This window comes from Lysobacter sp. DMC97 (genome assembly GCF_056313745.1).
This window is the reverse complement of the sequence record NZ_JBQUZR010000007.1, coordinates 87,253-110,536: the sequence shown is the minus strand read 5'-3', so window position 1 is coordinate 110,536 and position 23,284 is coordinate 87,253. Positions and strand designations below refer to the sequence as shown.

The 23,284-nt window shown below is 71.5% G+C and carries 26 protein-coding genes and 1 pseudogene; 15 read left to right on the top strand and 12 right to left on the bottom strand.

The window, feature by feature from the left end; translation table 11 throughout:
- The first annotated feature begins 32 nt into the window (after positions 1-32).
- From ACT53Q_RS15980 to ACT53Q_RS15935, 10 genes and pseudogenes are all read left to right on the top strand, one after another.
- The gene (locus tag ACT53Q_RS15980) at positions 33-632 is read left to right on the top strand and encodes a DUF6580 family putative transport protein (protein ID WP_476187644.1); all 600 of its coding nucleotides are present in this window, start codon (positions 33-35) and stop codon (positions 630-632) included.
- Between the two features lie 61 nt (positions 633-693).
- Positions 694-1,254 (top strand): cob(I)yrinic acid a,c-diamide adenosyltransferase, encoded by a 561-nt coding sequence (locus tag ACT53Q_RS15975; protein WP_476187643.1) that lies wholly within the window; start codon positions 694-696, stop codon positions 1,252-1,254.
- A gap of 5 nt (positions 1,255-1,259) precedes the next feature.
- Positions 1,260-2,171: a histone deacetylase family protein gene (locus tag ACT53Q_RS15970; protein WP_476187801.1), complete on the top strand. Its 912-nt coding sequence runs from the start codon at positions 1,260-1,262 to the stop codon at positions 2,169-2,171.
- Positions 2,172-2,261: 90 nt separating this feature from the next.
- Positions 2,262-4,616, top strand: a complete 2,355-nt coding sequence (gene lptD, locus ACT53Q_RS15965; RefSeq protein WP_476187642.1) for an LPS assembly protein LptD — start codon at positions 2,262-2,264, stop codon at positions 4,614-4,616.
- Complete coding sequence (locus ACT53Q_RS15960; RefSeq protein ID WP_476187641.1) at positions 4,613-5,917, top strand: peptidylprolyl isomerase; 1,305 nt, start codon at positions 4,613-4,615, stop codon at positions 5,915-5,917. The genes lptD and ACT53Q_RS15960 overlap by 4 nt, the downstream gene beginning before the upstream one ends.
- A 3-nt stretch (positions 5,918-5,920) precedes the next feature.
- Positions 5,921-6,916 carry a 4-hydroxythreonine-4-phosphate dehydrogenase PdxA gene (gene pdxA / locus ACT53Q_RS15955; protein WP_476187640.1) on the top strand — a complete coding sequence of 332 codons (996 nt, stop codon included), beginning with the start codon at positions 5,921-5,923 and terminating at the stop codon, positions 6,914-6,916.
- Positions 6,913-7,749, top strand: coding sequence for a 16S rRNA (adenine(1518)-N(6)/adenine(1519)-N(6))-dimethyltransferase RsmA (gene rsmA, locus ACT53Q_RS15950; RefSeq protein ID WP_476187639.1), 837 nt, complete (start codon positions 6,913-6,915; stop codon positions 7,747-7,749). The genes pdxA and rsmA overlap by 4 nt, the downstream gene beginning before the upstream one ends.
- Before the next feature lie 55 nt (positions 7,750-7,804).
- Positions 7,805-8,188 carry a Co2+/Mg2+ efflux protein ApaG gene (gene apaG / locus ACT53Q_RS15945; RefSeq protein WP_476170260.1) on the top strand — a complete coding sequence of 128 codons (384 nt, stop codon included), beginning with the start codon at positions 7,805-7,807 and terminating at the stop codon, positions 8,186-8,188.
- A pseudogene (locus tag ACT53Q_RS15940) lies at positions 8,188-9,015 on the top strand (symmetrical bis(5'-nucleosyl)-tetraphosphatase); the annotation flags it as partial. The gene apaG and the pseudogene ACT53Q_RS15940, both read left to right, overlap by 1 nt.
- A gap of 17 nt (positions 9,016-9,032) precedes the next feature.
- On the top strand, positions 9,033-9,731 hold the full coding sequence (locus tag ACT53Q_RS15935) for a DUF1287 domain-containing protein (RefSeq protein WP_476187638.1): 699 nt from the start codon (positions 9,033-9,035) through the stop codon (positions 9,729-9,731).
- Here ACT53Q_RS15935 and ACT53Q_RS15930 read toward each other — a convergent pair.
- From ACT53Q_RS15930 to ompR, 12 genes are all read right to left on the bottom strand, one after another.
- On the bottom strand, positions 9,661-10,164 hold the full coding sequence (locus ACT53Q_RS15930) for an energy transducer TonB family protein (RefSeq protein ID WP_476187637.1): 504 nt from the start codon (positions 10,162-10,164) through the stop codon (positions 9,661-9,663). The genes ACT53Q_RS15935 and ACT53Q_RS15930 overlap by 71 nt on opposite strands.
- Positions 10,155-10,658 carry a dihydrofolate reductase gene (locus ACT53Q_RS15925; RefSeq protein ID WP_476187636.1) on the bottom strand — a complete coding sequence of 168 codons (504 nt, stop codon included), beginning with the start codon at positions 10,656-10,658 and terminating at the stop codon, positions 10,155-10,157. Before ACT53Q_RS15925 ends, ACT53Q_RS15930 begins: the two co-directional genes overlap by 10 nt.
- The gene (locus ACT53Q_RS15920; RefSeq protein ID WP_476187635.1) at positions 10,655-11,449 is read right to left on the bottom strand and encodes a thymidylate synthase; all 795 of its coding nucleotides are present in this window, start codon (positions 11,447-11,449) and stop codon (positions 10,655-10,657) included. Before ACT53Q_RS15920 ends, ACT53Q_RS15925 begins: the two co-directional genes overlap by 4 nt.
- A complete protein-coding gene (gene lgt / locus ACT53Q_RS15915) occupies positions 11,446-12,366 on the bottom strand; it encodes a prolipoprotein diacylglyceryl transferase (protein ID WP_476187634.1) in 921 nt (306 codons plus the stop codon). Before lgt ends, ACT53Q_RS15920 begins: the two co-directional genes overlap by 4 nt.
- 70 nt (positions 12,367-12,436) lie before the next feature.
- Positions 12,437-12,925 (bottom strand): TPM domain-containing protein, encoded by a 489-nt coding sequence (locus tag ACT53Q_RS15910; protein ID WP_476187633.1) that lies wholly within the window; start codon positions 12,923-12,925, stop codon positions 12,437-12,439.
- A gap of 8 nt (positions 12,926-12,933) precedes the next feature.
- Positions 12,934-13,839 (bottom strand): TPM domain-containing protein, encoded by a 906-nt coding sequence (locus ACT53Q_RS15905; protein WP_476187632.1) that lies wholly within the window; start codon positions 13,837-13,839, stop codon positions 12,934-12,936.
- A gap of 22 nt (positions 13,840-13,861) precedes the next feature.
- Positions 13,862-14,464: a LemA family protein gene (locus ACT53Q_RS15900; RefSeq protein ID WP_476187631.1), complete on the bottom strand. Its 603-nt coding sequence runs from the start codon at positions 14,462-14,464 to the stop codon at positions 13,862-13,864.
- A gap of 74 nt (positions 14,465-14,538) precedes the next feature.
- Positions 14,539-14,832, bottom strand: coding sequence for a hypothetical protein (locus ACT53Q_RS15895; protein ID WP_476187630.1), 294 nt, complete (start codon positions 14,830-14,832; stop codon positions 14,539-14,541).
- 14 nt (positions 14,833-14,846) lie between these two features.
- Positions 14,847-15,578, bottom strand: a complete 732-nt coding sequence (locus ACT53Q_RS15890) for a TerC family protein (RefSeq protein WP_476187629.1) — start codon at positions 15,576-15,578, stop codon at positions 14,847-14,849.
- Positions 15,579-15,660: 82 nt separating this feature from the next.
- On the bottom strand, positions 15,661-16,041 hold the full coding sequence (locus tag ACT53Q_RS15885; protein ID WP_476187628.1) for a diacylglycerol kinase: 381 nt from the start codon (positions 16,039-16,041) through the stop codon (positions 15,661-15,663).
- Positions 16,042-16,197: 156 nt separating this feature from the next.
- Positions 16,198-17,469 carry an ATP-binding protein gene (locus ACT53Q_RS15880; RefSeq protein WP_476187627.1) on the bottom strand — a complete coding sequence of 424 codons (1,272 nt, stop codon included), beginning with the start codon at positions 17,467-17,469 and terminating at the stop codon, positions 16,198-16,200.
- Complete coding sequence (ompR, locus tag ACT53Q_RS15875; RefSeq protein WP_476187626.1) at positions 17,466-18,233, bottom strand: osmolarity response regulator transcription factor OmpR; 768 nt, start codon at positions 18,231-18,233, stop codon at positions 17,466-17,468. Before ompR ends, ACT53Q_RS15880 begins: the two co-directional genes overlap by 4 nt.
- Positions 18,234-18,434: 201 nt before the next feature.
- Here ompR and ACT53Q_RS15870 point away from each other — a divergent pair, with 201 nt between their 5' ends.
- From ACT53Q_RS15870 to ACT53Q_RS15850, 5 genes are all read left to right on the top strand, one after another.
- Positions 18,435-18,902 carry a Spy/CpxP family protein refolding chaperone gene (locus tag ACT53Q_RS15870; protein WP_476187625.1) on the top strand — a complete coding sequence of 156 codons (468 nt, stop codon included), beginning with the start codon at positions 18,435-18,437 and terminating at the stop codon, positions 18,900-18,902.
- 65 nt (positions 18,903-18,967) lie between these two features.
- Positions 18,968-19,579 (top strand): hypothetical protein, encoded by a 612-nt coding sequence (locus ACT53Q_RS15865; protein WP_476187624.1) that lies wholly within the window; start codon positions 18,968-18,970, stop codon positions 19,577-19,579.
- 191 nt (positions 19,580-19,770) lie between these two features.
- A complete protein-coding gene (locus ACT53Q_RS15860) occupies positions 19,771-20,193 on the top strand; it encodes a DUF2946 family protein (RefSeq protein WP_476187623.1) in 423 nt (140 codons plus the stop codon).
- A gap of 73 nt (positions 20,194-20,266) precedes the next feature.
- Positions 20,267-22,423, top strand: coding sequence for a TonB-dependent siderophore receptor (locus ACT53Q_RS15855; protein ID WP_476187622.1), 2,157 nt, complete (start codon positions 20,267-20,269; stop codon positions 22,421-22,423).
- A 10-nt stretch (positions 22,424-22,433) separates the two neighbouring features.
- Entirely contained in the window at positions 22,434-23,282 is an 849-nt protein-coding gene (locus ACT53Q_RS15850; protein ID WP_476187621.1) for a DJ-1/PfpI family protein, read from the top strand.
- Positions 23,283-23,284 lie beyond the last annotated feature (2 nt).

The window sequence follows — 23,284 nt, the reverse complement described above, 5'->3', positions numbered from 1 at the left end:
CCCCGACGCCCACCCCCACCTTGCCGACGCCGATGACTGCTCCCGCCGACCGCACCGCCCCTGCCTCCGACGCCCGCAGCCTCTTCGCGCCGGGTCCGCTCCTGATCGCCGGCATGATCGCGCTGGCCGCGCTGAGCCGCCTGCTGCCGCATCCGCAGAATTTCTCGCCGGTGGAAGCCATGGGCCTCTTCGGCGGCGCCTTCTTCGCCCGTCGCGGGTTCGCGCTGGCGATGCCGCTGCTGGCGATGTTCGCCTCCGACCTGATCCTCGGCCTCGCCGCCGGCGGCATCTACTGGAGCTACATGACCAGCCTGTCGTTCTGGTCGGTCTACGTCTCCATCGCGCTCTGCACCGTGCTGGGCTTCGCGCTGCGCGGTCGCGCCGGCGGCGCGCGCGTGCTGGGTGCTTCGCTCGCGGGCTCGGTGCTGTTCTTCGTCGTCACCAACTTCTTCGCGTGGTACGGCAGCACGATGTACCCGCAGACCGGCGCCGGCCTGATCGCCGCCTACGTCGCCGGCATCCCGTTCTTCCAGAACACCGTGCTCGGCACGCTGTTCTACGCCGCGGTGCTGTTCGGCGGCTTCGCGCTGTTGCGCGCCCGCGTGCCGGCGCTGCGCCCGCAGACGGTCTGACCGCCCGCGCCCGGAATCACATTGTTTCCGGGCTACGCCACGCCGTACAGGGATCCGGCCGATGGGTAACCGTCTCTCCAAGATCTACACGAAGACCGGCGACGACGGCACGACCGGCCTCGGCGACGGCAGCCGCGTCGCGAAGGATTCGGCGCGGGTGTCGGCCTACGGCACCGTCGACGAGGCGAACTCGGCGATCGGCGTGCTGCTGGCGGTCGAATCACTCCCCGAAGACGTGCGCACGCTGCTGACGACCGTGCAGCACGAGATGTTCGACCTCGGCGGCGAGCTGTGCATCCCCGGCCACGCCGCGATCCAGGACGCCGACATCGAGCGCCTGGAACAGCGGCTCGACCACTACAACGACCCGCTGCCGGCGCTGAAGGATTTCATCCTGCCCGGCGGCGGCGAAGGCGCGGCGCGCTGCCATCTGGCGCGCACCATCGTCCGCCGCGCCGAGCGCGAATGCGTGACGCTGTCGCACCACGATGCGGTGCGGCCGCAGGCGATCCGCTACCTCAACCGGCTGTCCGACCTGCTGTTCGTGCTGGCGCGGGTGCTGGCCCGCCACGACGGCCACGGCGAGGTCCTCTGGCAGCACGAGCGTCGCCGCCCGCAATGACGCACGTGCCGGTCTTCACGCATGCGGCCTGCCTCGCCCACGACACCGGGCCGGGGCACGCGGAATGCGCGGAGCGGCTGGCGGCGGTCACCGCAGGTCTGCGCGAGGCCTTCCCCGATCTCGAATGGTGCGAGGCGCCGCGCGCCACCCGCGGCCAGCTGCTGCGGGTGCACACCGAGCCGCTGCTGCACGCGGTGCTGGAAACCCGGCCCGGCCAGCGCATGTGGCTGGACCCGGACACCGTGCTGTCGCCGGGCTCGGCCGAGGCTGCGCTGCGTGCCGCCGGCGCGGTGGTGGCCGCGGTGGACATGGTGCTCAACGGCGAGGTGAAGCGCGCGTTCTGCGCGGTGCGGCCACCGGGCCACCACGCCACCAGTTGCGCGCCGATGGGCTTCTGCCTGTTCAATTCGATCGCGGTGGGCGCGGCGCACGCGCTCGAACGCTTCGGGCTGTCGCGGGTGGCCATCGCCGATTTCGACGTGCACCACGGCAACGGCACGCAGGCGATCTTCGATGCCGAGCCGCGCGTGGTGTTCGCCAGTTCGCACCAGATGCCGCTGTACCCCGACAGCGGCCACGTCGCCGACCGCGGCGTCGGCAACATCTTCAACGCACCGCTGCCGCCGGGCGCCGGCGGCGAGGCGTTCCGCGCCGCCTGGCGCGACCGCCTGCTGCCGCAGCTGGACGCCTTCCGGCCGCAACTGATGATGATCTCCGCGGGTTTCGACGCGCACCGCCGCGATCCGCTGGCGCAGCTGCAGCTGGAGGCGGACGATTTCGCGTGGATCACCCGGGAACTGGTGGCCATCGCAGATCGCCATGCCGACGGCCGCGTGGTCTCCAGCCTGGAAGGCGGCTACGACCTGCAGGCCCTGCGCGAAGCGAGCGTGGCGCACGTCGGCGCGCTGCGGAGCTGAAGGCCGCCGCCCTCGCGGCGCCGGTCGCGCGTTGCCCCCCCGGGGCGGATGCGTCAAGCTAATCCGATTCGTTCCGACCGGGTCCACCGCGTGCGCCAACACCTTCGCCTGCTGCCGTTGCCCCTCTGCATCGCCATGTCGCTGTCCGCGCAGGCGGCCGACGACCGTCCGGAGGATTGGGCCCTGTGCCCGGTGGAGGATGCCGTCCCCGCCTTCACCGACCTGCCGGCCAGCCAGGCGCCCGCCGGCACGTCCGCGGACCGCACGCAGCAGAACACCGAGATCGGCGGCGACTCGCTGGAAGGCAGCGTCGGCCAGGTCCTGAACTACACCGGCAACGTGCTGCTGCATCGCGGCGACCAGGTGCTGGCGACCGACCACCTCAGCTACGACGAGGAAAAGGAAACCTACGAGGCCGAAGGCAGCGTGCGCTACCAGGACAGCGGCATGCGCCTGATCGCGGCCCGCGCCCGCGGCGACCAGGGCAAGGACACGCACGAACTCGAGGACATCCGCTACCAGCTGGTGGCACGGCGCGGCAACGGCGGCGCGAAGCGGGTCGAGATGAAGGGCGACATCGGCTCGCTGTACGGGTCGACCTATTCCACCTGCCCGCCGGACGACCACCGCTGGGAGCTGCGCGCGCAGCGCATCGACGTCGACACCGCCGCCGGCATGGGCACCGCCCGCAACGCCACCCTGCGCGTGGGCAAGGTGCCGGTGCTGTACCTGCCGTGGTTCCGCTTCCCGATCGACGACCGCCGCCGCACCGGCCTGCTGTATCCGTCGGTGTCGCAGTCCTCGCGCAACGGGTTCGACTGGCGCCAGCCGATCTACCTGAATCTCGCGCCGAACTACGACGCCACGCTCAATCCGCGCTTCATGAGCAAGCGCGGCCTGCAGCTGGGCGGCGAATTCCGCTTCCTCACCCCGACCAGCCGCGGTGTGTTCGACGCCGCGTTCCTGCCGTCCGACAACCTGACCGACCGCGAGCGCGACACCGAGATCGCCGAAGGCGTGCCGGTCGCCAACCGCCGCGCCCACGACCGCGGCTTCGCCCGCTTCGCCGGCAGCCAGGACTTCGGCCCGCACTGGCAGGCCCGGGCGAACCTCGGCTGGATCAGCGACACCCGCTACCTGGACGACGCCAGCAACAACATCAACGGCGGCGCCAACTCGTTCGTCCTCAGCGACCTCGGGCTGTACGGCCGCGGCCACGACTGGGAGGCCACGATCATGGCCGACCACTGGCAGTTGGCCGACTTCACCCTGACCGACGCCAACCTGCCCTACAACCGGCTGCCGCGTGCCCAGGTGCGCTGGCAGAAGCGCGTCCTGCCGCTGCTGGAGACCGGCGTCGACGCGGAGGCCGTGCGCTTCGACCACGCCGAGTTCGCCGGCGGCAGCCGCATCGACCTGCACCCGTACCTGAGCCTGCCGCTGGAAGGCGCGAGCTGGTTCGTCAAGCCGACCCTCGGCTGGCGCTACACCGGCTACGCGCTGGAGAAGGACCGCGCCCTGCCCGGCCGCGACAACAGCCCCACCCGCAGCCTGCCGATCACCACCCTGGACGCGGGGCTGTTCTTCGATCGCCACACCCGCTTCCGGGGCGACGACTACCTGCACACCCTGGAACCGCGGATCTTCTATTTCAACGCGCCCTACCGCGACCAGAGCGGCATCCCGCTGTTCGACACCCGCCCGCTGACCTTCGGCTGGGGCCAGCTGTTCCGCGACAACCGCTACTCCGGCGCCGACCGCCAGGCCGATGGCAACCAGCTGACCCTGGCCGTGTCCACCCGCCTGATCCGCGAAAGCGACGGCCACGAGAAGCTGTCCGCCAGCCTCGGCCAGATCCGCTACTTCGAGGACGCCCGCGTGACCGTGCCGGGCGAGCGGCCGGTCGAACAGGGCAAGTCGGCCTGGGTCGTCGACGTCAACTACGCGCCCAACGACCGCTGGACCATCGGTGCGTCCTACCAGTGGGACCCGAAGTCCGGCCGCCGCGACCTCGCCAGCCTGCGCACCCGCTACCTGATCGGCGACAACGGCATCGTCAACCTCGGCTACCGCTACCGCCGCGACCTGCTGGAACAGGCGGACCTGTCGTTCCTGTACCCGATCAACCCCAACTGGAGCCTGGTCGGCCGCTACTACTACTCGATGCGGGACAACCAGTTGCTGGAAGGCATCGCCGGCGTGCAGTGGGAAAGCTGCTGCATCGCCGTGCGCCTGGTCGACCGCCGCTACCTGCGCCACCGCGGCGAACAGCTCGACAACGCCATTCAGCTGGAGATCGAACTGAAGGGATTAGGCTCCGCTGGCCCGGACACGGAAGGCCGGTTGCGCCGTGCTATCCTCGGCTATTACCGCGAGGATCTGTCCCTCGTGCCGCCCCCCCAGACGCGTGGCGGCGAACTTCCCTCTTCAGATTCGATCCCATGATCCGACCGCTCCGCGCCCTTCTCGCCGCCGTCCTCCTGGCCGGCAGCGTCTCCGCCCTCGCCCAGCAGCAGCCCCTGGACCGCATCGCCGCGGTGGTCGACGAGGACATCATCCTGCAGAGCGAACTCGATCGCGCCGTCGCCAACATCCGCGGCCAGTACGCCGGCCGCGAGAGCCAGCTGCCGCCGGCCGACGTGCTCCAGCGCCAGGTGCTGGAACGCCTGATCCTGATGCGCCTGCAAAGCGCCCGTGCCGCCACCACCGGCATCCGCATCAGCGACGAGGAAGTGGACGCCGCGGTCGCCAACATCGCCCGCCAGAACAACATCAACGCCGAGCAGATGCGCCAGCAGCTGGCCCGCGACGGCATGACGATGGCCGATTTCCGCGCCTCGCTGCGCGACGAGATCATGAGCCAGCGCCTGCGCCAGCGCTTCGCCCAGAGCAAGATCAGCGTCAGCGACGCCGAGGTCGACGCGGCCATGGCCGCGCAGGCCGGCGGCAACGCCCAGTACCACCTCGCACACATCCTCGTGGGTCTGCCCGAGGGCGCCACCGCCGAGCAGATTGCCACCGGCCAGAAGAAGATCGAGGGCATCAAGGGCCTGCTCGACCGCAACGAGATGGAGTTCAGCGCCGCCGCCGTGCGCTACTCCGACAGCCCGAACGCGCTGGAAGGCGGCGATCTGGGCTGGCGCAGCCTGGACCAGATCCCGGCCAGCTTCGCCAACACCATCCACAACATGCAGGCCGGCCAGATCATCGGCCCGATCCGCGGCCCCAGCGGCTTCCAGCTGATCAAGCTGGAGGAGATCCGCAACAACGCCCCGGCCGGCGGCGGCACCGTCACCCAGTACCACGCGCGCCACATCCTGATCCGCACCGCGGACGCCAAGGAAGACACGGCGACCCGCGCCAAGCTGGAAAGCCTGCGCGCCCGCGTCGCCGGCGGCGCCGATTTCGCCCAGCTGGCGTCCGAGAACTCGCAGGACAACATGAGCAAGGCCAAGGGTGGCGACCTCGGCTGGTTCGGGCAGGACGACTACGGCCCGGACTTCGGCGCCCAGGTCGCCGGCCTGAGCGACGGCCAGGTTTCCGCGCCGTTCAAGACCCAGGCGGGCTGGCACATCGTGCAGCGGCTGGAAACCCGCCAGGGCAAGGCCAGCGACGACAACCGCCGCGCCCAGATCCGCGAGAGCATCGGCCAGCGCAAGCTGGAAGACGAGTGGAACCGCTTCCTGCGCGAGATCCGCGGCGAAGCCTTCATCGACATCCGCACCGCCGGCGTGGCCGGCGGCTGAGCGATGTCCCGCCGGCCCCGCCTCGCGCTGGTCCCGGGCGAGCCGGCCGGCATCGGCCCCGAACTGGTCGTCCGCGCCGCCCAGCGTGACTGGGAGGCGCGGCTCGTCTGTTACGGCGACCGCGACACCCTGCTGCGCGCCGCCGACGCCGTCGGCCTGCCGCTGCGCCTGATCTCCCCCGAAGACGATGCCGCCGCCGGTCCCGGCCGGCTGGCCCACGTCGAGATTCCCCACGCCGTCGCGGCCGCCTTCGGCCATCCCGAGCCACGCAACGCCCGCGCCGTCATCGCCTCGCTGGAAACCGCCGCCGGCGCCTGCCTGCAGGGCCTGTGCGACGGCATCGTCACCGGCCCGGTGCACAAGGCCGCGATCAACGCCGGCGGCATCCCCTATTCCGGCACCACCGAGCTGCTGGCCGCGCAGGCCCGCCGCGAGGTGGTGATGATGCTCGCCAACGACGTCGTCCGCGTGGCGCTGGCGACCACGCACCTGCCGCTGCGCGCAGTGCCCGACGCGATCACCGCCGACGGACTGGAACGCACGCTGCGCATCCTGCACACCGCGCTGCGCGAGGACTTCGGCATCGCCGTGCCGCGGATCGCGGTGCTGGGCCTCAACCCGCATGCGGGCGAGGACGGCCATCTGGGCCGCGAGGAACTGGACCTGATCATTCCGCTGCTCGACCGCCTGCGCGGCGAGGGCTGGACGCTGATCGGTCCGCTGCCGGCGGACACCGCGTTCCTGCCGGCGAAACTGGCCGGCTTCGACGCGGTGCTGGCGATGTACCACGACCAGGGGCTGCCGGTGCTGAAGTACAGCGGCTTCGAGCAGGCGGTGAACCTCACCCTTGGCCTGCCCTACCCGCGGGTGGCGGTCGACCACGGCACCGCGCTGGAACTGGCCGGCCGCGGCGTGGCCGATCCGTCCAGCCTGTTCGCCGCGATCGAGACCTGCACCCGCCTCGCGAAGACGCGGCTGATGCGCGCGGGAGACGCATGAGCGATCGCCACGACGACGACGAAACCTTCGTCCGCCCCGCCAAGAAGGCGCTGGGCCAGCACTTCCTGCACGAGCGCGGCGTCATCGACAAGATGCTGCTGGGGATCGATCCGCGGCCCGGCGACACCTTCGTCGAGATCGGCCCGGGCCAGGGCGCGCTGACCTTTCCGCTGCTCGCACGCCACGGCGCGCTGACCGCGATCGAGTTCGACCGCGACCTGCTGGTGCCGCTCACTGCGCAGGCGCGCGCCCACGGCGAGCTGCGCCTGGTGCACGCCGACGTGATGGACGTGGATTTCACCGCGCTGGCCCGCGAGGTCGCCGGCGACGCGCGCATCCGCCTCGTCGGCAACCTGCCGTACAACCTGTCCTCGCCGATCCTCTTCCACGCGCTGGACCACGCCGCAGCGATCCGCGACATGCACTTCATGCTGCAGAAGGAAGTGGTCGATCGCATGGCCGCCGCACCGGGCAGCAAGGTCTACGGCCGGCTCAGCGTGATGCTTCAGGCGTATTGCACGGTGACCGCGCTGTTCAAGGTGCCGCCGGGCGCGTTCCGGCCGCCGCCGAAGGTCGATTCCGCAGTGGTGCGGCTGGTGCCGAAACCGGCGGACCGGATCGGCATCGATGACCCGAAGCGCTTCGCCGAGGTCGTCCGCGCCGCCTTCGGCCAGCGCCGCAAGACCCTGCGCAACGCGCTGGGCGGCGTGTGCTCGACCACGGACATCGAGGCCGCGGGCATCGATCCGCAGGCCCGCGCCGAGCGGCTGGAGGTCGCCGATTTCGTGCGGCTGGCGAATCTCGCGCGGACCGACACCACCGCCGGCGACTGAGCCCGGACAGACGAGAACCGTCCGCAAGACCGGCGACAGGCCCTACACTGTCGCCATGCAGGACACTCCGGACTTCGCCATCGCGATCGACGTCGCGACCCGCTATCTCGACGAGCAATCCAGGCCCGGCGAGGACCTCTACTACTTCGCGTACACGATCGGCATCCGCAACACCGGCGCGCGCCCCGCGCAGTTGATCGCCCGCCACTGGCGCGTGGTCGACGCCGTCGGCGCACTGCGCGAGGTCGAGGGCGAAGGCGTGGTCGGCGAACAGCCGCGGCTGCGGCCCGGCGAACGCTTCGAGTACACCTCGACCACGTTCTTCAACACTCCGTACGGCACGATGGAAGGCGCGTACACGCTGCGCGCCGACGACGGCACCGAATTCCAGGCGCCGATCCCGACCTTCGTGCTGTGCATCCCCAGGACGCTGCACTGATGGCGGTCTGGGCGATCGGCGACCTGCAGGGATGCTACGGCCCCACCCAGCGCCTGCTGGACAAGATCCGCTTCGATCCCGCGCAGGACCGGCTGTGGTTCTGCGGCGATCTGGTGAACCGCGGCGGCGAATCGCTGGAAACGCTGCGGCTGGTGCATTCGCTGCGCGAGCACAGCACGGTGGTGCTGGGCAACCACGACCTGTCGCTGCTGGCGATTTCCGAGCGCACCGCGGACGAACAGCGGCGCGTCAACACCGACCTGCAGCGCATCCTGTTCGCCGACGACCGTGACGCGCTGATCGGCTGGCTGCGCGAGCGCCCGCTCGTGCACAGCGATCGCACGCTCGGCTGGATGATGATCCACGCCGGCCTCGCGCCGAAGTGGAGCACGGTGCACGCCGAGAAACACGCCCGCGAGGTAGAACGTCGCCTGCAGGGCGACGGCCGCCGCAAGCTGCTGCGCAACATGTACGGCGACTACCCCGCGTGGTCGCCGGCGCTGCGCGGCGTGGAGCGCGAGCGCGCGATCATCAACATCTTCACCCGCCTGCGCTACTGCTCGCCGCGCGGCCGCATCGCCTTCAACGAAAAGGGTGCGCCGGGCACGCAGGTGGCCGGGCTGTACCCGTGGTACGAAGTGCCGGGCCGCACCGAGCGCGATCTGAAGATCGTCTGCGGCCACTGGTCGACGCTGGGCCTGTTCATCGGCCACGGCGTGCACGCCATCGACACCGGCGCGGTCTGGGGCGGCAAGCTCACCGCGCTGCGGCTCGACAGCGAGGACCTGTGCCTCGTGCAGGTGCCGGGGCGCGAGGTCGCCAACCCGGGAGCGGAGCAGGACTGATGCCGCGGGCGACGGTCGCGGCGTGGTCGGCGATCGTGCTGCTCGCCATCGCCATGGCCGGCTGCAACGGCCGCACGGTCACGACGCCCGCGACTTCGCCGCAAGGCACTGCATCGGCGACTTCGTCTTCCGTTCCACCGGCGTCACCGCCCCTCGTCGCCGCGGCACGCGCGCAGATCGGCGTAACCCTGCGCTACGACCCGGCCTACGTCGTGCTGCCCTACCCCGGTGGCGACGTGCCGCAGGACCGCGGCGTCTGCACCGACGTGGTCATCCGGGCGCTGCGCACGCAGGGCCTCGACCTGCAGCAACGCGTGCACGAGGACATGCAGGCGCACTTCGAGATCTATCCGAAGAAGTGGGGGCTGCGCGCACCGGATGCGAACATCGACCATCGCCGCGTGCCGAACCTGCAGGTCTGGTTCGACCGCCAAGGGTGGTCGGTGCCGGTGACCGATCGCGACGACGACTACCGCCCGGGCGACATCGTCACGTGGATGCTGCCCGGCCATCTCGACCACATCGGCATCGTCAGCGACCGCCGCTCGCCGTTCACGCACGCGCCGTTGGTGCTGCACAACATCGGCCACGGCACGCGCGAGGACGACATCCTCTTCGCGTATCCGATCACCGGGCACTACCGGCCGGGTCTGCCGCAGGGCGGGCGCGTGGCGGCAGCGGCGGCGGCCGGACGGTGAAATCGATCGGAAGCTTGCCCTCGCCGGGTTCGTCGCTCGGAATCAGCCGCACCCGGCGCGCCCAGGCCAACGCCGCCGCATCCAGCCCGACGTTGCCCGAGCCACCTTCGATCCGCACATCGCTCAGGACACCGTCCGCGCCATAACGCACCAGGAGGACGATGCGCTGCGGGCGCGACCGCTCCGGCAGCGCATCGTAGACAACGAAGAGGGCGTGCTTCGCGGGCATGGCATAGATCTCTCTGCGCAGATCCTCGGGGTCGCGAGGCAACCGGGGCGGCACCGGAGTCCCGGGCGGCGACATCGGGGAGGGCGGCGGCGCCGGCATTTCGGCCGGATCCCCTTGCCCCGGCGAGATGGCCTGGCCCGACGCAACCGGGGAGAGCATGCACGCGAGGATCAGCCCGCTGCGCAGGGACGCGATCAACCGCATCGGAGGTACTCGACGAAGTCGAACGCGAACGCATGGCGCTCGTCCGCGGCATGCGCTTCGCGCGCGACCACGCGCCACTGCGCGGGATCGACGTCGGGAAAGTGCGCATCGCAATCGTCGACGACGGTGTCGACGTGCGTGAGATGCAGCCGCGTCGCCCGCAGCAGCGTCATCGCGTAGATCTCGCCGCCGCCGATCACGCAGAGTTCCGATGCACCGTCCCGCGCGGCCAGCGCCAGCGCCTCGTCCAGTGAAGCCACCGCTTCCATTCCGTCGAACGGAACCCGTCCGCTTCGCGTCAGCACGAGGTTGCGCCGCTTCGGCAGCGCGCGTCCAAGCGATTCCGCGGTCTTGCGGCCCATCAGCACCGGCTTGCCGAGCGTCAGCGCCTTGAAGCGCTTCAGATCGTCGGGCAGGTGCCAGGGCAACGTGTTGCCGCGGCCGATGCCGTGGCGGCGATCGAGCGCGGCGACGAGGACGAGCGCGACGCTCACACCGCCACCGGCGCCTTGATCGCCGGGTGCGGGTCGTAGCCGTCGATGGCGATGTCGTCGTAACTGAAGCCGAAGATGTCCTTCACGTCGGGATTCAGGCGCAGCGTCGGCAGCGGGCGCGTGTCGCGCGACAGTTGCTCGCGGACCTGGTCGAAATGGTTCGCGTAGATGTGCGCGTCGCCGAGCGTGTGCACGAAGTCGCCGACGCCGAGGTCGCAGACCTGCGCGACCATGTGCGTGAGCAGCGCGTAGCTGGCGATGTTGAACGGCACGCCGAGGAACAGGTCGCCGCTGCGCTGGTAGAGCTGGCAGCTGAGGCGGCCGTCGGTGACGTAGAACTGGAACATCGTGTGGCAGGGCATCAGCGCCATGTCGGGCAGGTCGGCCACGTTCCAGGCGCTGACGATCAACCGGCGCGAATCGGGATTGCGTTTGATCTCGTCGACGACCCAGCGGATCTGGTCGATCTCGCGGCCGTCGGCACCGGTCCAGCGCCGCCATTGCTTGCCGTAGACCGGGCCGAGTTCGCCGTCGGCATCGGCCCATTCGTCCCAGATGCCGACCTTGTTCGCCTTGAGGTAGGCGATGTTGGTCTCGCCCTTCAGGAACCACAGCAGTTCGTGGATGATCGAGCGCAGGTGCAGCTTCTTGGTCGTGACCAGCGGGAAGCCGTCGCGCAGGTCGAAGCGCATCTGCCGGCCGAACACGCTGCGGGTGCCGGTACCGGTGCGGTCGGCCTTGTCGCTACCGTGTTCGATCACGTCGCGCAGCAGGTCGAGGTAGGCCTTCATGCGGCGGGCTCCGCTGCGGACGCCGACACCGGCTGCGGCTGCAGCGTCGGCGCGCCGTGCGAACGCCACAGCAGCACGAGCCCCAGCGCGACCAGCGGCAGGCTCAGCACCTGGCCCATCGTCAGCCAGCCGAAGGCGAGATAGCCGATCTGCGGGTCGGGCAGGCGCACGAATTCGACGAGGAACCGGAAGCAGCCGTACAGCAGCGCGAACAGTCCGGCCACCGCGTAGCGCGGGCGCGGCCTGCGCGAGAACCACCACAGCACGCAGAACAGCGTCAGCCCTTCCAGCGACGCCTGGTACAGCTGCGAGGGATGCCGCGCCAGCGCATCGAACGCGCCGCTGGCGTGCATCGATTGCAGCGTGGCGGCGTCGTACGCCTGCAACTCGGGCTCGGCGCGCGGGAAGATCACGCCCCAGCCGCCGTGCGTGTACTTGCCCCAGAGTTCGCCGTTGATGAAGTTGCCGAGGCGGCCGAAGCCCAGTCCCGGCGGCACCAGCGGCGCGACGAAATCGACCACATCGAAGTAGTGCATGCGGTGCTTGCGCGCCCACCACAAAGACGCGACCAGCACGCCGACGAGGCCGCCGTGGAAGCTCATGCCGCCTTCCCACAGCTTGAACACCTGCAGCGGGTTCGCGACGTAGCTCGACAGGTCGTAGACCAGGATGTAGCCGATGCGCGCGCCGAAGATCACGCCGAGCATGCTGTAGAACAGCAGGTCGCCGTAGGCCTGCTCGTCGACGCCCGGCAGGCGTCCGGCACGCACGCGGCTGCGGCCGAGGAACCACGCGGCGGTGAAGCCGAGCAGGTACATCACGCCGTACCAGTGCACCGCGGGGTGGAAATCGTTCCCGAACAGCGTGAACGCCGGGAACTGGACCATGATCGGGTCGAGATCGTGCAGGAACGTCATCGGCGGTGCATGCGGCGGAGGTCCGCGTATTGTGCCGGAGCGCGCCCGGCAGAGGGTCCGGCCATGCGCCTCAATCGAGGATGCGCGGCAGGTCGGGCAATTCGTTGCGGTCGGCCACGCCCTCGATCCGCGGGAAATGCGCGGCCAGCAGGTCGCCGGCGGCGGCCACGCCACGCAGCACCGCCGCTTCGGGCTCGCCGGCGGCCAGGCGCTCTTCCATGGCGAGGCAGACGCCCCGCCACTGTTCGGCGCTGACCATCGACAGCCCGCGGTCGGCGACGATCTCGATCCGCCGGTCGGCCAGCAGCAGATGGATCAGCACGCCGTTGTTTTCCTCGGTGTCCCACACGCGCAGTTCGGCGAACACGCGCTCGGCGCGATTGCGTGCGGTCATGCCGGCGCGCAGCGCGGCCCACGGCAGCGCGGCGTCGACCGCGAAGCACAGCTCGCCGCGATGGCGCAGTTCGTTGGCGGCGATGGCCTGGGCGATGCGCTCCAGGCTCGCCTGCGGGAACAGGCGATGCGCGGAGCGGGCGAAGAGATGGCGGAAGAGTCGCATGCGTCCCCCTACCAGCTGCCGGAGGCGCCACCGCCCCCGCTGCTGCCGCCGCCCCCGGACCAGCCACCGCCGCCACCGCCCGACCAGCCACCGCCGGACGACCCGCCGCCCCAGCCGCCGCCACCGAACCCGCCCCAGCCGGAGTCGCGCGCAAAGCCGCTGCGCGCGCCGCCGATGGCGCCGATCAGCAACCCGGCCACCGCCGCGAACGCGGTCCACGGCAGCGCATGGGTGATCGCCCACGCGATGAACCCCGCGCCGCCGGCGAACAGCGGCATCCGCACCAGCCGCGGCAGCCAGCCGAACAGGCCGCGGAAGAAGAACATCAGGAAGACCAGCAGGAACAGGCCGTCGCCGCCGCCCTTGCCGCCCTGCGCCGACGGTGCCATCGGGGCCGGCAGTGCTTCGCCGTCGATCAGCCGCACCAGCTGCGCGGTGGCGTCGTCGAGGCCGCCAGCGAAATCGCCGGCGCGGAACTTCGGCACGAGGTATTCCTGGATCACCCGCCCGGCGGTGATGTCGGGGACCGCGCCCTCCAGCCCGTAGCCGGTCTGGATGCGCGCCTGGTGGTCGTCCTTCGCGACCAGCAGCAGCACGCCGTCGTCCACGCCCTGGCGGCCGAGCTTCCACTGGTCGAACACCCGCTGCGCGTACTGCTCGATGCTCTCGGGCGCGGTGGTCGGCACGATCAGGATCTGGAGCTGGCTGCCCTTGCGCCGTTGCAGGTCCAGCGCCAGCGCCTGCAACCGCGCGACGTCGGCCGCGGACAGCGTGCCGGTGGTGTCGACCACGGGTGCGTCGAGCGCGGGGATCGGCGCCAGCGTCTCGGCGAGCACGACCGCGCCCGGCAGGCACAGCAGCGCCGCGAGCAGCGGCGCGGCGGCGCGGCGCAGCAGGCGCGCGAACGTGTTCATCGCGGGCGCGACGGCGTCGACCTCAGCCGCCCGCCGGCTTCGTGGTGTCGCCGAAATCGACGTTCGGCGCGTCCTGGATCTTCTGCTCGTCCTCGACCGTGAAGTTCGGCTTCGGCGCGTAGCCGAACATCTTCGCGGTGAGGTTCACCGGGAACTCGCGGATCGTGGTGTTGTAGGTCTGCACCGCCTCGATGTAGCGCTGGCGCTCGACGGTGATGCGGTTCTCGGTGCCTTCCAGCTGCGTCTGCAAGCCGAGGAACACCTGGTCCGACTTCAGCTGCGGGTAGTTCTCGCTGACCACCAGCAGCCGGCTGAGCGCGCCGGACAGTTCGCCCTGCGCCTGCTGGAACTGCTTCAGCGAATCGGCGTCGTCGGGGTTCACCTGGATCTGCCCGACCTTGGCGCGGGCCTCGGTGACGCCCAGCAGCACGGTCTGCTCCTGCTGCGCGTAGCCCTTCACCGTCGCCACGAGGTTGGGGATGAGGTCGGCGCGGCGCTTGTAGACGTTCAGCACCTGCGACCACGACGCCTTGACCGCTTCGTCCTGACGCTGGATCTCGTTGTAGCCGCAGCCGGACAGGCTGGCGATCAGCAGCGCGGCAAGGAGGAATCGCACGATGCGCATGGGGGATCTCCGGCAGGTCGAAGGCGCCATTGCAGCACCCCCGCCCCCCAGGCGCAACGCGCGTGCGGCTTGCCTCAGCGACCGGGCGCGCTGCCCGACGGCGGCACGGGCACCGGCTGCGGCGGCGGCGGTGTGCCGGGCGCCGGCGGCATCGGCACCGGCAGGCCACCGGGCGGCGTCACCGGCTCCACCGGCTGTTCGCCGGGATCGACCGGCGGCACGAATGGCCGCATCGGCGGGCCGGGCGGCAGCGACGCCGGTGGCGGCGTCGCGGCTGCGGGAGCCGAAGCCGGCGGTTCGGGCGGCGACTGCGGGCCGCAGCCGGCGAGCATGACGACCAGCCCTGCGGCGGCGAACGCGACGGACATCGGCCGCAGCCGGCTCATTCGGCCGGCACCCGCTCGGCGGCGCGCTTGCGGACCCAGAGGTTCAGGCTTTCGACCACGGCCGAGAAGCCCATGGCGAAGTAGATGTAGCCCTTCGGCACGTGGGCGCCGAAGCCCTCGGCCACGAGGAACGCGCCGACCAGCACGATGAACGCCAGCGCCAGCATCTTGATCGTCGGGTTGCGCTCGATGAAGCGGCCGATCGGCGTGGCGGCCCACAGCATCACCGCCACCGACAGCAGGATCGCGCCGACCATCACCGGCTTCTGGTTGGCCATGCCGACCGCGGCGATCACGGAGTCCAGCGAGAACACGATGTCGATCACCGCGATCTGCGCAATCACCGCCCAGAACACGGCTTTCGGTTTGGTGTCGATGTCCTCGGCTTCGCCCTCGCCCTCGACGAGGTCGCGGATCTCGCCCGTGCCCTTCACCACCAGGAACACGCCGCCGAGGATCAGCACCAGGTCGCGGATCGACACGCCCTGGCCGAACACCGTGAACAGGTCGCGGGTCATGCCCGCCAGGTAGGCCAGCGTCAGCAGCAGCGCGATGCGGGTGATGCAGGCGACGGCGATGCCGAACTTCCGCGCGCGTTCGCGCCGGTCATGCGGCAGGCGGCTGACGGCGATGGAGATGAACACCAGGTTGTCGATGCCCAGCACGATCTCGATCGCACTGAGGGTGAACAGGGTGATCCACGTCTGCGGATCGGCAAGCAGGGACATCATCGGGGACAGGCATCTCGACGCGAAGGGGGACACACGGTGCGGAGCGCGCGATCCGATCCCGGACCGCACACGCGGCGGATCACAGGTAGCGTTCGCCCAGGATCAGGCCCCACACCAGCAGGACGTTCATCATCAGCACGAACACCGCGGCCGAGCCCATGTCCTTGGCGCGACCGGCCAGTTCGTGGAATTCGGGACCGTAGCGTTCGATCACCGCTTCCACCGCGGAGTTCAACAGTTCGGCGCTGAGCACCAGCAGGCAGCTGCCGATCATCAGCACGCGTTCGATCGCGGTGCCGCCCAGCCACCACGCCAGCGGCGCGAGCACCACCAGCAGGTAGACCTCGAGGCGGAACGAGGACTCGTGCAGCCAGGCGGCGCGCAGGCCCTGCCAGGACCATTTCGCGGCCTTGAAGATGCGGGCCGGCGTGCGCGGCAGGTGTCCGGTCTGGTCGGCCATGTCAGCGGGCTCGCCAGCAATGCGGGAAAGCGGGACAGGGCATGGCGGAAGCGCGGGACTGAGGCAGCGGCATCGGGCGCGATTCGGCGGAGACGGCCCGGCATTCTGCCACAACGCGTCCGGCGGGCCGGCCGCGGCGCCCGTTCGGGCGCACGCTCAGGCAGGCTGCCCGGCGGCGAGCACCAGTTCCACCGTCAGCCCGCCGCCGTCGCGGTTGTGCAGCGCCAGCCGGCCGCCGTGCACCGCGGCCACCCGGGCCACGCTCGCCAGGCCCAGCCCGCTGCCGGGCGTGCCGCGGGCGGCGTCGACCCGGTGGAACGGCCGGCCGAGGTCGGCCAGCGCGGCGTCGGGCACGCCCGGGCCGCGATCGGACACGCGGATCCGCCAGCCGCCGTCCACGGCCTCCAGCGCGGCCTCGAACGGCGCCGCGCCGTGACGCGCGGCGTTGTCGAACAGGTTGGCCAGCGCCCGCCGCAGCGCCAGCGGCCGGGCCGGCAGCGGCGCGGCCGCCGGCAGCCGCAGTGTCCAGTCGCGGCCGTGGCGGGCCTCGTCGGCGGCCAGCGCCTGCAGCAGTGCGACGAGATCGACCGGCACCGCGGGCTCGTCGCGACCGTCGCGGACGAAGTCGATGAACTGGCCGACGATGCCGTCCAGTTCGTCGATGTCGCGCTCCATGCCGGCGCGGTCGTCGTCGCCGATCTCGGGCACCAGCGCCAGCGCGTAACGCAGCCGCGCCAGCGGCGTGCGCATGTCGTGCGAGATGCCGGCCAGCATCAGTTCGCGGTCGCGCGCGGCGGCGCGGGTGCGCTCGGCGGCATCGGCCAGCGCGTCGCGCAGTCCGGCGATCTCGATGCTGGCTCCCGCCGGCACCGGCGGCGGCGGTTCGCCGGCGACGATCCCCGGCGCGGCGGCCGCGAGTCGCTGCAGCGGCCGCGCCAGCCCGCGCGCGAACCACGCCGACGCCGCGAGCACCAGCGCGCCGATCGCCAGCAGCGACAGCAGCAGCCCGCGACGCAGCGGCTCGCGCGCGCCGACCACGGGAATGCCGATCCAGCCCTGCGCCGGCGCCCGCGCCTGCACCCACAGCCGCGCCGGCGATCCCGCCCAGCGCAGTTCTCGCCCGGGCAGCCGCGCAGCGAGCCGCGTCCCGGTGCGCTGCAGGAACGGCAGGCCCGCGCCTTCATCGGCCGGCGGCGTCGCGCGCCAGTCGATCGCGAGCGCACGGAGGCCGTCCTGCGACGCGGCGGCATCGCGTTCCGCCAGCAGCGCGTCGGCGGCGAGCACCTGCGCGTGCAGCGTGCGCACCAGACGTTCGCCGCCGGGCTGGCGCGTCGACAGGCCGAACGCCGCGGTCGCCGCCAGCAGCGCGGCGACGACGACCGCCGCCAGCAGCAGCACCAGCCGCGCCTGCAGCGTCTGCGGCCTCACGCCGCGTCCTCGGGCACGAACACGTAGCCGGTGCCCCACACCGTCTGCAGCCAGCGCGGATGCTTGGGATCGTCCTCGATCAGCTTGCGCAGGCGGCTGACCATCACGTCCATGCTGCGGTCGAAGGCGTCGTGCTCGCGGCCGCGCGCGGCGCTCATCAGCTGGTCGCGGGTCAGCGCCTGCCGCGGCCGCTGCACCAGCGCGGCGAGCACCGCGAATTCGCCGGTGGTCATGCGCTGTTCCTGCCCGTCGCGATGCAGCGTGCGTGCACCGAGATCCAGCACGCAGCCGCCGAACGTCACGCGCCCGCCGGCCTCGCGCGGCGCGCCCGGCGGCGTGCGCCCGCGACGCAGCACGGCGCGGATGCGCGCGACCAGTTCGCGCGGATTGCCGGGCTTGGGCATGTAGTCGTCGGCACCGATCTCCAGCCCGACGATGCGGTCGATCTCGTCGCCCTTCGCGGTGAGCATCACCACCGGCGTCTCCACGCCCTGCCCGCGCAGCCGGCGGCAGATCGACAGCCCGTCCTCGCCGGGCAGCATCAGGTCGAGCACGATCAGGTCGACGTGGTGCCGCGACAGTTGGCGGTCGAGTTCGCGGCCGTCGCCGGCGGCGAGCGTCTCGAAGCCCTGCTGGGCGAGGTAGCGCAGCAGCAGGTCGCGCATGCGCAGGTCGTCGTCGACCACCAGCACGCGCGGCGCGGGTGCGGCGGAAGACGGAGCGTCGGCATCGGGATCGCGGGGTGAATCGGCGGAGGCGTTCATGCGGCCATTGTCGCCGCCGGCGGGCGCCGGACAAGCCGCCACGGCGCCGCACCGACGGCCCGGCGCGGCCGACTTGTAAACGAATGTGTCCGGGCCGCACCGCGGACACCTTCGCTCGCATTCGCGGGCAATCGCGACACGCCTCGCGCGGCGCCGGACGGCACGCTGTCGCCACACCCCCGCTCCTCCCGGAGACCCGCCATGAAGACCCGCCACATGCTCTACCTCGCCGCCGCGCTGACCGCGTCGCTGGCCGCGACCACCGCCTTCTCCGCCCCGCGCCTCGCCAACCGCGGCAATGCCCTCCTGCCGCCGTCGGCGGCGCAGCTGAAGCTGACGCCGGCGCATGCGAAGCAGTGGGACGCGCTGCGCAGCGAAGCCGCGGCGATGCGCCAAGTCGGTCGCGAAGACCTGCGCAGCGGCGTCACCGAATTCCGCACGCTGCTCGACCAGCCCGCGCCCGACCTGCGCGCGTTCTCGAACGACGCCCAGCGCAAGTTCGATGCCCACCTCGCCGAAGCCCGCGCCCTGCGCGAACGCCAGCTCGATCTCTACGAATCGCTGACGCCCGACGAGCAGGCCCGCGTGCGCAAGGCGATGGCCGAACGCCTCGACCGCTTCGCCCAACTGCGCGAACGCCTGGTGTCGATGTTCGCCGCGCAGTCCTGATCCGCATCCGCCACGCCCCCTCCACGTCCCCGCCTCCTCCGTCCTCCCTTCCGGAAACCGCCGCCATGACCCCGAACAAGACCCTCCTCGCCCTGTGCACCCTCGCCGCCGCCTTCGCGCTGGCGCCCCACGATGCCGACGCCGCCGGCCGGGTGAAGGCCCGCGGCGCCGTGCAGAACGCCGAAGGCGGCATCACCGCCGGTCGCGCCTCCGGTGCCCGCGGCCCGAACGGCGGCGGCATCGCCCGTGCCCGCGGCGTGAAGACCGACGGCCAGGGCAACGGCCAGGCCGCCAGCGGCGCAGCGGTGCGCGGCCCGAACGGCGGCACCGCCGGGCGCGCCGGCAGCACCACCTGGAATGCCGACGGCAGCGCGCAGCACCAGTCCGGCGCGCAGTGGAGCGGCGCGCGCAGCAGCGGCAACACCCAGGGCGGCTTCACCCGCAGCGCCGACGGCAGCGTCGACGGCGGCCGCACCACGCACGCCACCGGCGCGCAGGGCGGCCAGTACGACGCCGACACGAAGCTCGTCGACGGCCAGCTCGACCGCAGCGTCGACGCCACCGGCCGCAACGGCAACAGCTACGACGCGACCGTCACCGGCAACAAGGACGACGGCTACAACCGCACCGCGACCTGCCACGACGCCAGCGGCAACGTCATCGAATGCCGTCCGTGATCCAGCGCTCGTGATCCGACTTCGATGAGCGGCATCGGCGGCGGGCGCCCTGCGTCCGCCGTCGCTTTTCACCCGGGGCGGCGCGCGGCGTTCTTAGACGGGGAATGAGCCCGGGCGACGAGCCCCGGCGTGCCCCGCCGCCTTGATCCACCGCAGCGCCCGCGCCGGGCGGGCCGCTATACTCCGCGGCGATGTCCCGGTCACGCCTCCAGCGCCCGTTCGCCCACCTCGCCCTGCTGGCGATGCTGGCGCTGTCGCTGCTGCCGTCCGCCGGGCGCATCGCGTCCGCGCTGCGCGGCGGGGACGTGGTCGACGCCGCCGGCGTCGCCGCGCTGTGTTCGCCCAGCGGCCTCGGTGCCGCCTCGCCGGCCGCGAAGCTGGCCGCGCAGCTCCAGTCGGCGCTGCAACCCGATCGCCCCGCACCTTCCGCGCCGTCGCCGCACACCGACGACTGCGCCTACTGTCCGCTGCTCGGCGGACTCGCGCCGGCCGTGCCCGCGATCGCGATCGCGTTGCCGGCCCTGCATCCGGTCGCGCCGCACGCGATCGTCACCGTGGCGTTCCCGCGCGAACGCCTGCCGGGCGCGCCCGGCGCACGCGGACCACCCGCCTGACTCCCGATCCCGGATAGCAAGCCACACGTGCCGCCCCGCGGTGCGTTCTTCCGCGTTCCACGGAGTCCATTCCATGTTCACCCGATCCCCCGCGATGCCGCGCGCATCGCGGCTGCACGTCGCCTTGTCGCTGGCGATGATGACCTCCGCCATGCCGGTCATGGCGGCCTCGCCCCCATCCCCCGGCGCGGACACCCTCGATACCGTCGAAGTCACCGGCGTCCGTCCGGGCTACCAGGCGCCGCCCTCGAAGACCGCGACCCGCACCGACACGCCCGTATTGCGCACGCCGCAGAACGTGCAGGTGGTGCCGCGCGCCGTGCTCGACGACCAGAACGCCCAGACGCTCACCGAGGCGGTGCGCAACGTCGCCGGCACCGGCAGTGATTTCGGCTTCAACGGCAGCAGTCTGCCGCTGCTGATCGTCCGCGGCTTCCCGACGATCTCGATGAGCGCCCAGGGGCCCACCACGTCGAGCTACTTCTACGACGGCACCCGGATCCAGGGCCTGCCGCTGGCGATGAGCGATGTCGAGTCCGTGGAAGTCGTGAAGGGACCGGCCGGCGTGCTCTACGGTCGATCGGAACCCGGCGGCCTGATCAACGTGGTGACCCGGCAGCCGCAGGCCGGACGCGGCGCCCGCATCGTGGCGACCGGCGGTTCGTTCGGTCTCGCGCACGGCGCCGCCGAAGCCTTCGGCGCACTCGACGCGGATCGCCATTGGCAGGGTCGCGCGGCGGTGTCCTTCGACGACAACGCGAGCAATCGCGACTTCGTGGTCGACCGCGTCTCGGCGCTCTCCGCGGCGCTGGCCTGGGTGCCGTCCGACCGCACCCGGCTGACCTTCGACGTGCTGCGCAGCCGCCAGAAATTCCGCAACGACTACGGCATCCCGGTGATCGGCGATCGCCCGGCCGACATCGATCCGGACCACCAGTTCAACGAAGGCGGCCCGCTCTCGCGGCAGGACAACACCGTCGTGCGTCTCGCGCTCGCGCAGACGCTGTCGGAACACTGGTCACTGGACCTGCACGCCGTGGCGCTCGATCAGGACGGCGCGCAGTACGACCTGATCCCGACGACCTTCTTCGCAGGCCCGGCCGGCCTGGCCGCCACCGGCAGGATCGACCGCTTCTACAACGACGATCTCGGGCGCGAGCGGAACCTGTACCAGCTCAACGCCGACCTGGTCGGCAAGTTCGCGACGGGTGGCGTGGCCCACACGCTGCTCGTCGGGGTCGACGGCTATCGCGACCGGTTCGACAGCGAGACCACCGGCTTCGTGCCGGCCGCGGACATCGACATCCGCCATCCCGTCTACGGCCAGGCGCCGGCGCTCGACGTCGCCACGGTGCCGCTGTTCGCGCAGGAAGGCCGCACGCGCTGGGACAGCGCCTACGTGCAGGACCAGCTCGCGTTCGGTGACACCGTCGACGTGGTCGTCGGCATCCGCCACGACCGCAGCAGCGCGCGCTTCGGCGCGCCCGGCACCCGCGCCAATGAACAGGGTTTCACCACGCCGCGGCTCGGCGCCGTGTGGCGGTTCGCGCCGAACCAGAGCGTGTACGCGCAGTACCAGGCAGGCGTGGCCGCCAACAACGGCCGCAACCTCGCGGGTGCATCGCTGGATTCGGAGCAGGCGCGGCTGTACGAGATCGGCCACAAGTGGCAGTCCGGGGACGGCGGGCTGGCGTCCACGATCGCGCTCTATCAACTGACCAAGCGCAACATCGCCAACTACGTGCCCGACGCCAGCGGCTTCTTCGACACGGTCGCCATCGGCGAAGCGCGCGCCCGCGGCCTCGAATGGGACGTGTCGGGCCAGGTGACCGAACGCCTGTCCGTGATCGGCTCGTATGCCTGGACGCAGAGCGAGGTGACGCGCGATGCCGGTTTTGCCGGCAAGCGCCTGCCGAACGTGCCGCGCCACGGCGGCAGCATCTGGGCACGCTTCGCGCCCGACGAGCGCTGGAGCTTCGGTGGTGGCGTGTTCGCGCAGAGCGGACGCGCCGGCGACCGCGGCAACACTTTCGTCCTGCCGGGCTACGCCCGCGTCGACCTGATGGCCGCCTATCGCTTCCCGTTGGGCACGGCGCGCGCGCAGGTGCAGTTCAACGTCGACAACGCCTTCGATCGCACGTACTTCGCCGGCAGCCACCAGCACGTCACCGACTGGAACCAGCCCGGCGCGCCGCGGACGCTGAAGGCGACGTTCCGGCTGGACTACTGAGGACACGGCCATGACCGATCGCAGGACGTTTCTCAAGACCGCCGGCGCGCTCGCCGGCACCCTCGTCGCCGGCGGCGCATCCGCCGCCGGCGTTCCCCGCGCGGACACGCCGGCGTCCACCGAAGCGCCGGTCGAACACGACATGAGCGCGATGCCCGCCTCCTGGATGGGCAGGGACCGGATCGCGATGCTGCTGTATCCGGGCTTCACCGCGCTCGACTTCGTCGGCCCGCAGTACTTCTTCGGCAACCTGATGGGCGCGACCGTGCAACTGGTCGCGAAGGACCGCTCGCCGGTGACGAGCGACACCGGCATCACCATCGTCCCCACCGCGACGTTCGCCGAGTGCCCCGCCGACCTGGACGTGCTGTTCGTGCCGGGCAGCGGCAAGGGCGTGCTGGATGCGATGGAAGACGCCGCGACCGTCGGCTTCCTCGCCGACCGCGGTGCGCGCGCGAAGTGGGTGACCTCCGTCTGTACCGGGTCGCTGCTGCTCGCGCGCGCCGGCCTGCTCACCGGCTATCGCGCGACCGGCCACTGGGTCGCGCGCGAGGTGCTGGCGGAGTTCGGCGCGATTCCCGTGGACCGGCGCGTGGTCCGCGACCGCAATCGCATGACCGGTGCCGGCGTGTCCGCCGGTCTCGACCTCGGACTCGCCATGGCCGCGGAACTGCGCGACCGGTCGTATGCGGAGGCCATCCAGCTGCTCGCCGAGTACGCACCGGAGCCGGCGTTCGATGCCGGCACGCCGGAGCGGGCACCGAAGGACACCGTCGACCTCATCGCCGGCATGTTTCCGGGCTTCCTCAAACGCGCACGCCGCATCGCCCGCGAAACATCGGCATCGAAAGGAAGCTGACC

Bases quoted from the DNA above. Each gene is read 5' to 3' on its own strand.
- ACT53Q_RS15960 (WP_476187641.1), top strand. From the start codon at position 4,613: ATGATCCGACCGCTCCGCGCCCTTCTCGCCGCCGTCCTCCTGGCCGGC.
- ACT53Q_RS15850 (WP_476187621.1), top strand. From the start codon at position 22,434: ATGACCGATCGCAGGACGTTTCTCAAGACCGCCGGCGCGCTCGCCGGC.
- ACT53Q_RS15895 (WP_476187630.1), bottom strand. From the start codon at position 14,832: ATGTCCGTCGCGTTCGCCGCCGCAGGGCTGGTCGTCATGCTCGCCGGC.
- apaG (WP_476170260.1), top strand. From the start codon at position 7,805: ATGCAGGACACTCCGGACTTCGCCATCGCGATCGACGTCGCGACCCGC.
- ACT53Q_RS15870 (WP_476187625.1), top strand. From the start codon at position 18,435: ATGAAGACCCGCCACATGCTCTACCTCGCCGCCGCGCTGACCGCGTCG.
- ompR (WP_476187626.1), bottom strand. From the start codon at position 18,233: ATGAACGCCTCCGCCGATTCACCCCGCGATCCCGATGCCGACGCTCCG.
- ACT53Q_RS15910 (WP_476187633.1), bottom strand. From the start codon at position 12,925: ATGCGACTCTTCCGCCATCTCTTCGCCCGCTCCGCGCATCGCCTGTTC.
- ACT53Q_RS15860 (WP_476187623.1), top strand. From the start codon at position 19,771: ATGTCCCGGTCACGCCTCCAGCGCCCGTTCGCCCACCTCGCCCTGCTG.
- ACT53Q_RS15900 (WP_476187631.1), bottom strand. From the start codon at position 14,464: ATGCGCATCGTGCGATTCCTCCTTGCCGCGCTGCTGATCGCCAGCCTG.
- ACT53Q_RS15920 (WP_476187635.1), bottom strand. From the start codon at position 11,449: ATGAAGGCCTACCTCGACCTGCTGCGCGACGTGATCGAACACGGTAGC.
- rsmA (WP_476187639.1), top strand. From the start codon at position 6,913: ATGAGCGATCGCCACGACGACGACGAAACCTTCGTCCGCCCCGCCAAG.
- ACT53Q_RS15975 (WP_476187643.1), top strand. From the start codon at position 694: ATGGGTAACCGTCTCTCCAAGATCTACACGAAGACCGGCGACGACGGC.
- ACT53Q_RS15935 (WP_476187638.1), top strand. From the start codon at position 9,033: ATGCCGCGGGCGACGGTCGCGGCGTGGTCGGCGATCGTGCTGCTCGCC.
- ACT53Q_RS15930 (WP_476187637.1), bottom strand. From the start codon at position 10,164: ATGCGGTTGATCGCGTCCCTGCGCAGCGGGCTGATCCTCGCGTGCATG.
- ACT53Q_RS15865 (WP_476187624.1), top strand. From the start codon at position 18,968: ATGACCCCGAACAAGACCCTCCTCGCCCTGTGCACCCTCGCCGCCGCC.
- lgt (WP_476187634.1), bottom strand. From the start codon at position 12,366: ATGACGTTCCTGCACGATCTCGACCCGATCATGGTCCAGTTCCCGGCG.
- ACT53Q_RS15890 (WP_476187629.1), bottom strand. From the start codon at position 15,578: ATGTCCCTGCTTGCCGATCCGCAGACGTGGATCACCCTGTTCACCCTC.
- ACT53Q_RS15980 (WP_476187644.1), top strand. From the start codon at position 33: ATGACTGCTCCCGCCGACCGCACCGCCCCTGCCTCCGACGCCCGCAGC.
- ACT53Q_RS15905 (WP_476187632.1), bottom strand. From the start codon at position 13,839: ATGAACACGTTCGCGCGCCTGCTGCGCCGCGCCGCCGCGCCGCTGCTC.
- ACT53Q_RS15855 (WP_476187622.1), top strand. From the start codon at position 20,267: ATGTTCACCCGATCCCCCGCGATGCCGCGCGCATCGCGGCTGCACGTC.
- ACT53Q_RS15885 (WP_476187628.1), bottom strand. From the start codon at position 16,041: ATGGCCGACCAGACCGGACACCTGCCGCGCACGCCGGCCCGCATCTTC.
- pdxA (WP_476187640.1), top strand. From the start codon at position 5,921: ATGTCCCGCCGGCCCCGCCTCGCGCTGGTCCCGGGCGAGCCGGCCGGC.